Consider the following 9890-nt stretch of genomic DNA (forward strand, 5'->3'; position numbering starts at 1 on the left):
TCCTTCTCAGTAAAACCTTAACCTGTGATCCGGTTACTCGTCAGCAATGCTTGCTGGTGGCCAGTTTTCCAGGCGCATGCCCAGAGACAGACCACGTGAAGCCAGCACGTCTTTAATCTCAGTAAGAGATTTTTTACCCAGGTTCGGCGTTTTCAGCAACTCAACCTCGGTACGCTGTACCAGATCACCGATATAGTGGATAGCTTCTGCCTTGAGGCAGTTAGCAGAGCGGACAGTCAATTCCAGATCGTCAACAGGGCGCAGCAGGATCGGATCGAATTCTGGTTTCTCTTCTTTCACTTCCGGCTGACGTACATCACGTAAGTCAACGAAAGCTTCCAGTTGTTCTGCCAGGATGGTTGCCGCACGACGAATCGCCTCTTCAGGATCGATTGTGCCGTTGGTTTCCATTTCGATGACCAGCTTGTCCAGGTCGGTACGCTGTTCTACACGCGCTGCTTCAACATTGTAGGCAATACGCTCTACAGGGCTGTAGCATGCGTCGACCAGCAGACGGCCGATTGGGCGCTCATCTTCTTCCGAATGAATTCGGGCAGAAGCCGGCACATAACCACGACCGCGCTGAACTTTGATACGCATGCTAATAGCTGCGTTCTCATCGGTCAGGTGGCAGATCACGTGCTGCGGCTTGACGATTTCAACATCACCGTCGTGGGTGATGTCGGCTGCAGTCACAGGGCCAATGCCAGATTTATTCAGAGTAAGAATAACTTCATCTTTACCCTGAACTCTCACCGCCAGCCCTTTCAGGTTGAGCAGGATTTCAAGGATATCTTCCTGAACGCCTTCTTTGGTGCTGTACTCATGAAGTACACCATCAATCTCAACCTCGGTCACCGCGCAACCCGGCATCGATGAGAGCAGAATACGGCGCAGTGCGTTACCCAGAGTATGGCCAAAGCCACGCTCTAAAGGCTCAAGGGTCACCTTGGCGTGCGTCGAACTCACTTGCTCGATATCTACCAGGCGCGGTTTTAGAAACTCTGTCACAGAACCCTGCATTGTGTCCTCTCTTTGGTACTAAGCTTTACTTGGAGTAAAGCTCGACGATCAGGTGTTCGTTAATGTCCGCAGACAGATCAGAACGTTCTGGCTGACGCTTGAACGTACCTTCCATCTTGCCAGCATCAACTTCCAGCCAGGTTGGCTTTTCACGCTGCTCAGCCAGCTCCAGAGCGGCTTTCACGCGAGATTGCTTTTTCGCTTTCTCACGAATGCTAACAACGTCATTCGCTTTAACCTGATAAGAAGCGATGTTAACAACACGACCGTTTACCATGATTGCTTTATGGCTAACCATCTGACGTGCTTCAGCACGAGTGGCGCCAAAGCCCATACGGTATACAACGTTGTCCAGACGACCTTCCAGCAGAGCCAACAGGTTTTCACCGGTGTTGCCTTTCAGACGTGCTGCTTCTTTATAGTAGTTACGGAACTGACGCTCCAGCACACCGTACATACGGCGAACTTTTTGCTTTTCACGCAACTGCACACCATAGTCAGACAGACGCGGTTTACGCGCACCGTGCTGGCCAGGAGCTTGTTCAATTTTACACTTGGTATCGATCGCGCGAACGCCAGACTTAAGGAATAAGTCGGTGCCCTCACGACGGCTCAGCTTGAGCTTAGGACCCAAATATCTTGCCATTTTCTATCTCCAACAAACCTGGAAAACGAACGCGTTATACGCGACGTTTTTTCGGCGGACGACAACCGTTATGAGGGATCGGAGTCACATCAGTAATATTAGTGATGCGGAAACCAGCGGCGTTCAGAGCACGAACGGTAGATTCGCGACCCGGACCCGGACCTTTTACCATAACTTCCAGATTCTTGATGCCGTATTCTTTTACGGCTTCAGCGCAACGCTCTGCTGCAACCTGAGCTGCGAACGGAGTGGATTTGCGAGAACCACGGAAACCGGAACCACCGGCTGTTGCCCAACCCAGCGCGTTACCCTGACGATCAGTAATAGTAACGATGGTGTTGTTGAAAGAAGCATGGATATGAGCCACGCCGTCAGAGACTTGTTTTCTTACACGCTTACGTGCACGAACTGGTGCCTTTGCCATTATTCAATCACCCCGATTATTTCTTGATCGGTTTGCGCGGACCCTTACGGGTACGTGCGTTGGTCTTAGTACGCTGACCGCGCACTGGCAGACCACGACGATGACGCAAACCGCGATAGCAACCAAGATCCATCAGGCGCTTGATGCTCATGCTAACTTCACGGCGCAGATCACCTTCAACGACAAATTTGGCAACTTCGTCACGCAGCGTGTCGATTTGTTCTTCAGACAGCTCACTGATCTTAACATCTTCAGCGATACCCGCTGCAGCCAGAATGGCTTTAGAACGGGTCTTGCCGACGCCATAGATCGAAGTTAATGCGATCACAGCATGTTTCTGATCAGGAATGTTAATGCCTGCTATACGGGCCACTATGCACTCCTACTATTTAATATGTACGCACCATGCTGAAAAGCCCGTTTTCAGGATACTCAAATGGAAACGTACAGACATACAAAAGATTGGCTGGCTAATCTAGCCAGCTCAACCCAACTTTGCAAGAAAAATATGCGAAATAATCAGCCTTGGCGCTGTTTATGCTTCGGCTCGGCACTGCAAATCACACGGATGACACCATCACGCTTAACGATTTTGCAGTTACGGCATAATTTCTTGACGGAAGCACGAACTTTCATTTTTACTCTCCGTAACTTCTCGGGCGACCTATTAGCGGCCGTAGCCTTTCAGGTTCGCCTTCTTCAATGCAGACTCGTACTGACTTGACATCATTAGAGTTTGCACTTGAGCCATAAAGTCCATAATCACGACAACAACGATAAGCAGTGAGGTCCCACCGAAGTAGAACGGTACTTTCATTGCATCACGCATGAACTCCGGGATCAGGCAGATAAAGGTAATATAAAGCGCACCAACCAGAGTCAGGCGGGTCATTACTTTATCGATATACTTCGCCGTTTGCTCTCCCGGACGAATTCCTGGTACAAATGCACCGGACTTCTTCAGGTTATCTGCTGTTTCACGCGGGTTGAAGACCAACGCCGTGTAGAAGAAACAGAAGAAGATGATCGCAGACGCATAGAGTAACACATAAAGCGGTTGCCCAGGCTGCAAATACAGCGAAATTGTTGTCAGCCAGTTCCAACCAGTCCCGCCCCCGAACCATGACGCGATGGTCGCCGGGAACAGAATAATACTGGAAGCAAAGATTGCCGGGATTACCCCTGCCATATTCACTTTCAGCGGTAAATGTGTGCTCTGTGCAGCATAGACACGACGGCCTTGCTGACGTTTCGCGTAGTTTACCACAATGCGGCGTTGACCACGTTCAACGAAAATAACAAAGAACGTCACTGCAAATACTAATACTGCAACCAACAGCAACAGGAGGAAGTGCAGGTCGCCTTGACGCGCTTGCTCGATAGTATGGGCAATGGCTGGCGGGAGTCCCGCAACAATACCGGCGAAAATAATGATCGAAATACCGTTACCGATACCACGTTCAGTAATTTGTTCGCCGAGCCACATCAGGAACATTGTTCCTGAAACCAGACTTACAACAGCGGTGAAATAGAATGCAAAGCCTGGGTTAATAACCAGGCCCTGCATACCAGGCATATTCGGTAGACCGGTAGCAATACCGATCGACTGGAATATTGCCAGCACCAGAGTACCGTAGCGGGTGTACTGGCTGATCTTACGACGACCAGACTCCCCTTCTTTCTTCAGTTCTGCCAGGGCCGGATGAACGACCGTCAGCAGCTGGATAATAATCGATGCCGAAATATAAGGCATGATACCCAGAGCAAAGATAGAAGCACGGCTGAGAGCACCACCAGAGAACATGTTAAACATTTCAATGATGGTGCCACGCTGTTGCTCAAGCAGTTTGGCAAGTACAGCGGCATCAATACCAGGGATCGGAATAAAAGAGCCAATACGGAAAACAATCAGCGCACCGATCACAAACAAAAGTCTGCGTTTCAGTTCGCCAAGCCCACCTTTGGCACTTTGAAAATCTAATCCCGGTTGTTTAGCCATCTGCTACTTATTCCTCAATTTTACCGCCAGCAGCTTCGATAGCAGCACGAGCACCTTTAGTAACACGCAGGCCACGAACAGTTACCGGGGTAGAAACTTCACCAGACAGGATCACTTTCGCGAACTCGATCTGAATACCGATAATGTTTGCTGCTTTCAGCGTGTTCAGGTCTACAACGCCGCCTTCAACTTTCGCCAGGTCAGACAGACGAACTTCGGCTGTGATCGCTGATTTGCGAGAGGTGAAGCCGAACTTCGGCAGACGACGGTACAGTGGCATCTGGCCACCCTCGAAACCGCGACGTACGCCACCGCCAGAACGAGAGTTCTGACCTTTGTGACCACGACCACCGGTTTTGCCGAGGCCAGAACCGATACCACGACCCAGGCGTTTACCCGCCTTTTTAGAGCCTTCGGCCGGAGACAGAGTATTTAAACGCATCTCTTACTCCTCAACTTTAACCATGAAGTAAACCGCGTTGACCATACCACGTACAGCAGGAGTATCCTCGCGCTCAACGGTATGACCAATACGACGCAGACCCAGGCCAAGCAGCGTTGCCTTGTGTTTCGGCAGACGTCCGATTGCACTGCGGGTTTGTGTAATTTTAATAGTCTTTGCCATGGTCAATTACCCCAGAATTTCTTCAACGGATTTACCACGCTTGGCAGCGACCATTTCTGGAGATTTCATATTTTCCAGGCCATCAATAGTTGCACGAACCACGTTGATCGGGTTGGTGGAACCGTATGCTTTAGCCAGAACGTTATGAACCCCAGCGACTTCCAGAACGGCGCGCATTGCACCACCGGCGATGATACCGGTACCTTCGGAAGCCGGCTGCATGAAGACACGAGAACCCGTGTGAGTACCCTTAACTGGGTGCTGCAGGGTGCCGTGGTTCAGCGCGACGTTAATCATATTGCGACGGGCTTTTTCCATCGCTTTCTGGATCGCTGCTGGAACTTCACGCGCTTTACCGTAACCAAAACCAACGCGACCGTTACCATCGCCAACTACAGTCAGAGCTGTGAAGGAGAAAATACGACCACCTTTAACGGTTTTAGATACGCGGTTAACCGCGATCAGCTTTTCCTGCAGTTCGCCAGCTTGTTTTTCGATGTGAGCCATCTTACACCTCTACCTTAGAACTGAAGGCCAGCTTCACGGGCAGCATCTGCCAGTGCCTGGACACGACCATGATATTGGAACCCGGAACGGTCAAAGGAAACATCTTTGATGCCTTTTTCCAGAGCGCGTTCAGCAACAGCTTTACCTACAGCTGCAGCGGCGTCTTTGTTACCGGTGTACTTCAATTGTTCAGAGATAGCTTTTTCTACAGTAGAAGCAGCTACCAGAACTTCAGAACCGTTCGGTGCAATTACCTGTGCGTAAATGTGACGCGGGGTACGATGTACCACCAGGCGAGTTGCACCCAGCTCTTTGAGCTTGCGGCGTGCGCGGGTCGCACGACGGATACGAGCAGATTTCTTATCCATAGTGTTACCTTACTTCTTCTTAGCCTCTTTGGTACGCACGACTTCGTCGGCGTAACGAACACCCTTGCCTTTGTAAGGCTCAGGACGACGGTAGGCGCGCAGATCTGCTGCAACCTGACCGATCAGCTGTTTATCAGCGCCTTTCAGCACGATTTCAGTCTGAGACGGGCATTCTGCAGTAATACCTGCTGGCAGCGCGTGTTCAACAGGGTGAGAGAAGCCCAGAGCCAGGCTTACTGCGTTCCCTTTGATCGCTGCACGATAACCTACACCAACCAGCTGCAGCTTCTTAGTGAAGCCTTCGGTAACACCGATAACCATTGAGTTCAGCAGGGCACGCGCGGTACCAGCCTGAGCCCAGCCATCAACGTAACCAGTACGTGGGCCGAAAGTCAGAGCGTTATCTGCATGAGTAACTTCAACAGCATCGTTGAGAGTACGAGTCAGCTCGCCGTTTTTACCTTTGATCGTAATAACCTGACCGTTGATTTTTACATCAACGCCGGCAGGAACAACGACCGGTGCTTTAGCAACACGAGACATTTTTTCCTCCGATTAGGCTACGTAGCAGATAATTTCGCCACCAAGACCAGCCTGGCGCGCTGCACGATCAGTCATAACACCTTTAGAGGTAGAAACAACTGCGATACCCATGCCGGCCATAACTTTTGGCAGCTCATCTTTACGTTTGTAGATGCGCAGACCTGGGCGGCTGACACGCTGAATGCTTTCTACAACAGCCTTGCCCTGGAAATACTTAAGAGTAAGTTCCAGTTCAGGCTTGGTGTCGCCTTCAACTTTAAAATCTTCGATAAAACCTTCTTCCTTCAGCACGTTGGCGATTGCCACTTTCAGCTTGGAGGAAGGCATGGTGACCGCAGCTTTGTTCGCGGCCTGACCGTTACGGATACGGGTCAGCATATCCGCGATCGGATCTTGCATGCTCATCTGTCTTTACTCCCGTGATTCAATTGGTGACAATTACCAGCTAGCCTTTTTCAGACCCGGGATTTCACCGCGCATTGCGGCTTCACGGACCTTGATACGGCTCAACCCGAACTTCCGCAGGAAAGCGTGCGGACGACCAGTTTGACGGCAGCGGTTACGCTGACGAGACGGGCTGGAATCACGCGGCAGAGTCTGCAGCTTGAGAACTGCATTCCAACGATCTTCGTCGGAAGCGTTCACATCAGAAATGATCGCTTTCAGTTCAGCGCGTTTAGCGAAGAATTTATCAGCTAAAGCTACGCGCTTTACTTCGCGTGCTTTCATTGATTGCTTAGCCATTCAGTAACCCTACCTTACTTGCGGAACGGGAAGTCAAAGGCAGCCAGCAGAGCACGGCCTTCTTCGTCAGATTTCGCAGTAGTGGTAATGGTAATATCCAAACCACGCACGCGGTCGACTTTATCGTAGTCGATTTCTGGGAAGATGATCTGCTCACGGACACCCATGCTGTAGTTACCACGACCGTCGAAAGACTTAGCGGACAAGCCACGGAAGTCACGGATACGAGGTACAGCAATAGTGATCAGGCGCTCAAAGAACTCCCACATGCGTTCGCCACGCAGAGTTACTTTACAGCCGATCGGATAGCCCTGACGGATTTTGAAGCCTGCAACAGATTTGCGTGCTTTGGTGATCAACGGTTTTTGACCGGAGATAGCTGCCAGGTCAGCTGCTGCGTTATCCAGCAGTTTCTTGTCAGCGATCGCTTCACCAACACCCATGTTCAGGGTGATCTTCTCGACCCGAGGGACTTGCATGACAGAATTGTAGTTAAACTCAGTCATGAGCTTATTAACTACTTCGTCTTTGTAGTAATCATGCAGTTTCGCCATCGTACTACTCCAAATTACTTGATAGTTTCGCTGTTAGACTTGAAGAAACGGACTTTTTTGCCGTCTTCGAATCTAAAGCCTACACGGTCAGCCTTGCCGGTTGCCGCATTGAAGATTGCAACGTTAGAAACCTGAATAGCAGCTTCTTTTTCAACGATGCCACCTGGCTGGTTCAGGGCCGGAACCGGCTTCTGATGTTTCTTAACCAGGTTGATACCTTCAACAATGACCTTGCCGGAAGACAGGACATTTTTTACTTTACCGCGTTTACCTTTATCTTTACCGGTTAACACGATAACTTCGTCATCACGACGGATTTTCGCTGCCATGATTCGCTCCTTAGAGTACTTCTGGTGCCAGAGAGATAATTTTCATGAACTTCTCAGTACGAAGTTCACGAGTTACCGGCCCAAAGATACGCGTGCCGATAGGCTGCTCGCTGTTATTGTTTAAAATAACGCATGCATTACCATCGAAGCGAATGACAGAACCGTCAGGGCGACGAACACCCTTCTTGGTGCGCACCACTACCGCTTTCAGCACATCACCTTTCTTGACCTTACCACGTGGAATTGCTTCTTTGATGGTGATCTTGATGATGTCGCCTACGCCTGCGTAGCGACGGTGCGAGCCACCCAGAACCTTGATACACATTACGCGACGTGCACCGGAGTTGTCGGCGACGTTCAGCATAGTCTGTTCTTGGATCATTTTAGTGCTCCGCTAATGTCAACTACTACCTGAGACTCTAAAATCAGAGCCGTTAAAAAGCCCCATATCGAGGGCGCGGCATTATAACACCGCTTCTGCAATATGGGTAGAAAAAATAAACGGCTCATCGCTGAGCCGTTTATTCGTATCGAGAAGGCTACTCTATTACAGAACCGCTTTCTCTACAACGCGAACCAGCGTCCAGGACTTAGTCTTGGACAGTGGACGGCATTCGCGGATTTCTACCACGTCACCGATACCACATTCGTTGTTCTCGTCATGTACGTGCAGTTTGGTCGTACGCTTGATGAATTTACCGTAGATCGGGTGTTTCACAACGCGCTCGATAGCAACAACGATGGATTTCTCCATTTTGTCGCTAACAACACGACCTTGCAGAGTACGGATTTTATCGGTCATTACGCACCCGCCTTCTGAGTCAGTAAAGTCTTAACGCGTGCAACATCACGACGCACTTGCTTCAGCAGGTGAGTCTGTTGCAGCTGGCCACTTGCAGCCTGCATACGCAGGTTGAACTGCTCACGCAGCAGGTTCAGCAGCTCAGCGTTCAGCTCTTCTACGCTTTTTTCACGCAGCTCATTTGCTTTCATTACATCACCGTCTTAGTTACAAAGGTGGTTTTGATAGGCAGTTTCGCTGCTGCCAGGCCGAAGGCTTCACGGGCCAGCTCTTCCGGAACACCGTCCATTTCATAAAGGACTTTGCCCGGCTGAATCAAGGCAACCCAGTACTCCACGTTACCTTTACCTTTACCCATACGAACTTCCAGCGGCTTCTCGGTAATTGGTTTGTCCGGGAATACACGGATCCAAATTTTACCTTGACGCTTAACTGCACGGGTCATAGCACGACGTGCTGCTTCGATCTGACGTGCAGTCAGACGACCACGGCCAACAGCTTTCAGACCGAAAGTGCCGAAGCTAACATCCGTACCCTGCGCCAGACCACGGTTGCGGCCTTTGTGCACTTTACGGAATTTTGTACGCTTTGGTTGTAACATCAGCGACGCTCCTTATTTACGGCCTTTACGCTGCTGCTTTTTAGGTTGCGCAGCCGGTTTTTCCGGTTGTTCAACAGCAGCCATACCACCCAGGATCTCACCTTTGAAGATCCATACCTTAACGCCGATTACACCGTAAGTGGTGTGCGCTTCAGAGGTGTTGTAGTCGATGTCAGCACGCAGAGTGTGCAGCGGTACGCGACCTTCGCGGTACCATTCGGTACGTGCGATTTCCGCGCCGCCCAGACGGCCGCTAACTTCAACTTTGATACCTTTAGCGCCCAGACGCATTGCATTCTGTACAGCACGCTTCATAGCACGACGGAACATAACACGACGTTCCAGCTGAGAAGTGATGCTGTCAGCAACCAGTTTTGCGTCCAGTTCAGGCTTACGAACTTCAGCGATATTGATCTGTGCAGGAACGCCAGCGATATCCGCTACGACCTTGCGCAGTTTTTCTACGTCTTCGCCTTTCTTACCGATAACGATGCCAGGACGAGCAGTGTGAATGGTTACACGGATGCTCTTAGCCGGACGCTCGATTACGATACGAGATACGGACGCTTTAGCCAGTTCCTTAGTCAGGTACTGACGTACTTTAAAATCGCTGTCCAGGTTGTCAGCGAATTCTTTGGTGTTCGCAAACCAGGTTGAGTTCCATGGTTTTACAATACCCAGGCGAATACCATTAGGATGTACTTTCTGACCCATTGCTAGTCTCC

At 50.3% G+C, this 9890-nt stretch carries 20 protein-coding genes; all 20 read right to left on the bottom strand.

All coding sequences use genetic code 11. From position 1 onward, the window contains the following. Positions 1-33 precede the first annotated feature (33 nt). The 20 genes from FHC51_RS03395 to rpsC all read right to left on the bottom strand — a co-directional run bounded on the left by FHC51_RS03395 (position 34) and on the right by rpsC (position 9879). Entirely contained in the window at positions 34-1023 is a 990-nt protein-coding gene (locus tag FHC51_RS03395; RefSeq protein WP_002919219.1) for a DNA-directed RNA polymerase subunit alpha, read from the bottom strand. Positions 1024-1048: 25 nt separating this feature from the next. Then, positions 1049-1669 (bottom strand): 30S ribosomal protein S4, encoded by a 621-nt coding sequence (gene rpsD, locus FHC51_RS03400; RefSeq protein ID WP_032614687.1) that lies wholly within the window; start codon positions 1667-1669, stop codon positions 1049-1051. Between the two features lie 34 nt (positions 1670-1703). Further along, positions 1704-2093: a 30S ribosomal protein S11 gene (gene rpsK / locus FHC51_RS03405; protein ID WP_003863312.1), complete on the bottom strand. Its 390-nt coding sequence runs from the start codon at positions 2091-2093 to the stop codon at positions 1704-1706. A 16-nt stretch (positions 2094-2109) separates the two neighbouring features. Further along, positions 2110-2466: a 30S ribosomal protein S13 gene (gene rpsM / locus FHC51_RS03410; RefSeq protein ID WP_003031135.1), complete on the bottom strand. Its 357-nt coding sequence runs from the start codon at positions 2464-2466 to the stop codon at positions 2110-2112. A gap of 146 nt (positions 2467-2612) precedes the next feature. Continuing rightward, entirely contained in the window at positions 2613-2729 is a 117-nt protein-coding gene (rpmJ, locus tag FHC51_RS03415) for a 50S ribosomal protein L36 (protein ID WP_000868187.1), read from the bottom strand. A gap of 31 nt (positions 2730-2760) precedes the next feature. Then, positions 2761-4092, bottom strand: coding sequence for a preprotein translocase subunit SecY (secY, locus tag FHC51_RS03420; RefSeq protein WP_103177265.1), 1332 nt, complete (start codon positions 4090-4092; stop codon positions 2761-2763). Positions 4093-4099: 7 nt separating this feature from the next. Beyond that, positions 4100-4534: a 50S ribosomal protein L15 gene (gene rplO / locus FHC51_RS03425; protein WP_039032065.1), complete on the bottom strand. Its 435-nt coding sequence runs from the start codon at positions 4532-4534 to the stop codon at positions 4100-4102. Positions 4535-4537: 3 nt separating this feature from the next. Further along, positions 4538-4717 (bottom strand): 50S ribosomal protein L30, encoded by a 180-nt coding sequence (gene rpmD / locus FHC51_RS03430; RefSeq protein WP_003863301.1) that lies wholly within the window; start codon positions 4715-4717, stop codon positions 4538-4540. 6 nt (positions 4718-4723) lie between these two features. Beyond that, positions 4724-5224 (bottom strand): 30S ribosomal protein S5, encoded by a 501-nt coding sequence (rpsE, locus tag FHC51_RS03435; protein ID WP_007369821.1) that lies wholly within the window; start codon positions 5222-5224, stop codon positions 4724-4726. 14 nt (positions 5225-5238) lie between these two features. Next, positions 5239-5592: a 50S ribosomal protein L18 gene (rplR, locus tag FHC51_RS03440; protein WP_039076817.1), complete on the bottom strand. Its 354-nt coding sequence runs from the start codon at positions 5590-5592 to the stop codon at positions 5239-5241. Positions 5593-5601: 9 nt separating this feature from the next. Beyond that, complete coding sequence (rplF, locus tag FHC51_RS03445) at positions 5602-6135, bottom strand: 50S ribosomal protein L6 (protein WP_103177266.1); 534 nt, start codon at positions 6133-6135, stop codon at positions 5602-5604. A 12-nt stretch (positions 6136-6147) separates the two neighbouring features. After that, positions 6148-6540, bottom strand: a complete 393-nt coding sequence (gene rpsH, locus FHC51_RS03450; RefSeq protein WP_003031127.1) for a 30S ribosomal protein S8 — start codon at positions 6538-6540, stop codon at positions 6148-6150. Positions 6541-6573: 33 nt separating this feature from the next. After that, positions 6574-6879 carry a 30S ribosomal protein S14 gene (gene rpsN, locus FHC51_RS03455; RefSeq protein ID WP_042396030.1) on the bottom strand — a complete coding sequence of 102 codons (306 nt, stop codon included), beginning with the start codon at positions 6877-6879 and terminating at the stop codon, positions 6574-6576. A 14-nt stretch (positions 6880-6893) separates the two neighbouring features. Continuing rightward, positions 6894-7433, bottom strand: coding sequence for a 50S ribosomal protein L5 (gene rplE / locus FHC51_RS03460; protein WP_007702494.1), 540 nt, complete (start codon positions 7431-7433; stop codon positions 6894-6896). A 14-nt stretch (positions 7434-7447) separates the two neighbouring features. Beyond that, positions 7448-7762: a 50S ribosomal protein L24 gene (gene rplX, locus FHC51_RS03465; RefSeq protein ID WP_000729185.1), complete on the bottom strand. Its 315-nt coding sequence runs from the start codon at positions 7760-7762 to the stop codon at positions 7448-7450. 10 nt (positions 7763-7772) lie between these two features. Beyond that, a complete protein-coding gene (gene rplN, locus FHC51_RS03470; RefSeq protein ID WP_002919748.1) occupies positions 7773-8144 on the bottom strand; it encodes a 50S ribosomal protein L14 in 372 nt (123 codons plus the stop codon). Between the two features lie 165 nt (positions 8145-8309). Then, positions 8310-8564 (bottom strand): 30S ribosomal protein S17, encoded by a 255-nt coding sequence (gene rpsQ, locus FHC51_RS03475; protein WP_008457160.1) that lies wholly within the window; start codon positions 8562-8564, stop codon positions 8310-8312. Further along, positions 8564-8755, bottom strand: a complete 192-nt coding sequence (gene rpmC / locus FHC51_RS03480; RefSeq protein WP_032614707.1) for a 50S ribosomal protein L29 — start codon at positions 8753-8755, stop codon at positions 8564-8566. The genes rpsQ and rpmC overlap by 1 nt, the downstream gene beginning before the upstream one ends. Next, a complete protein-coding gene (rplP, locus tag FHC51_RS03485) occupies positions 8755-9165 on the bottom strand; it encodes a 50S ribosomal protein L16 (RefSeq protein WP_002919759.1) in 411 nt (136 codons plus the stop codon). Before rplP ends, rpmC begins: the two co-directional genes overlap by 1 nt. 12 nt (positions 9166-9177) lie before the next feature. Continuing rightward, on the bottom strand, positions 9178-9879 hold the full coding sequence (gene rpsC, locus FHC51_RS03490; RefSeq protein WP_000529945.1) for a 30S ribosomal protein S3: 702 nt from the start codon (positions 9877-9879) through the stop codon (positions 9178-9180). Positions 9880-9890 lie beyond the last annotated feature (11 nt).

This window comes from Leclercia sp. EC_58 (assembly GCF_019584355.1).
In the GTDB taxonomy this organism is placed as follows: Bacteria; Pseudomonadota; Gammaproteobacteria; order Enterobacterales; family Enterobacteriaceae; genus Enterobacter.

Bases quoted from the DNA above. Each gene is read 5' to 3' on its own strand.
- rplO (WP_039032065.1), bottom strand. From the start codon at position 4,534: ATGCGTTTAAATACTCTGTCTCCGGCCGAAGGCTCTAAAAAGGCGGGT.
- rpsC (WP_000529945.1), bottom strand. From the start codon at position 9,879: ATGGGTCAGAAAGTACATCCTAATGGTATTCGCCTGGGTATTGTAAAA.
- rpsQ (WP_008457160.1), bottom strand. From the start codon at position 8,564: ATGACCGATAAAATCCGTACTCTGCAAGGTCGTGTTGTTAGCGACAAA.
- rpsD (WP_032614687.1), bottom strand. From the start codon at position 1,669: ATGGCAAGATATTTGGGTCCTAAGCTCAAGCTGAGCCGTCGTGAGGGC.
- rpsH (WP_003031127.1), bottom strand. From the start codon at position 6,540: ATGAGCATGCAAGATCCGATCGCGGATATGCTGACCCGTATCCGTAAC.
- rpmC (WP_032614707.1), bottom strand. From the start codon at position 8,755: ATGAAAGCAAATGAGCTGCGTGAAAAAAGCGTAGAAGAGCTGAACGCT.
- rpsK (WP_003863312.1), bottom strand. From the start codon at position 2,093: ATGGCAAAGGCACCAGTTCGTGCACGTAAGCGTGTAAGAAAACAAGTC.
- rplN (WP_002919748.1), bottom strand. From the start codon at position 8,144: ATGATCCAAGAACAGACTATGCTGAACGTCGCCGACAACTCCGGTGCA.
- rplX (WP_000729185.1), bottom strand. From the start codon at position 7,762: ATGGCAGCGAAAATCCGTCGTGATGACGAAGTTATCGTGTTAACCGGT.
- rpmJ (WP_000868187.1), bottom strand. From the start codon at position 2,729: ATGAAAGTTCGTGCTTCCGTCAAGAAATTATGCCGTAACTGCAAAATC.
- rpmD (WP_003863301.1), bottom strand. From the start codon at position 4,717: ATGGCAAAGACTATTAAAATTACACAAACCCGCAGTGCAATCGGACGT.
- rplF (WP_103177266.1), bottom strand. From the start codon at position 6,135: ATGTCTCGTGTTGCTAAAGCACCGGTCGTTGTTCCTGCCGGCGTTGAT.
- FHC51_RS03395 (WP_002919219.1), bottom strand. From the start codon at position 1,023: ATGCAGGGTTCTGTGACAGAGTTTCTAAAACCGCGCCTGGTAGATATC.
- rplR (WP_039076817.1), bottom strand. From the start codon at position 5,592: ATGGATAAGAAATCTGCTCGTATCCGTCGTGCGACCCGCGCACGCCGC.
- rplP (WP_002919759.1), bottom strand. From the start codon at position 9,165: ATGTTACAACCAAAGCGTACAAAATTCCGTAAAGTGCACAAAGGCCGC.
- rplE (WP_007702494.1), bottom strand. From the start codon at position 7,433: ATGGCGAAACTGCATGATTACTACAAAGACGAAGTAGTTAATAAGCTC.
- secY (WP_103177265.1), bottom strand. From the start codon at position 4,092: ATGGCTAAACAACCGGGATTAGATTTTCAAAGTGCCAAAGGTGGGCTT.
- rpsE (WP_007369821.1), bottom strand. From the start codon at position 5,224: ATGGCTCACATCGAAAAACAAGCTGGCGAACTGCAGGAAAAGCTGATC.
- rpsN (WP_042396030.1), bottom strand. From the start codon at position 6,879: ATGGCTAAGCAATCAATGAAAGCACGCGAAGTAAAGCGCGTAGCTTTA.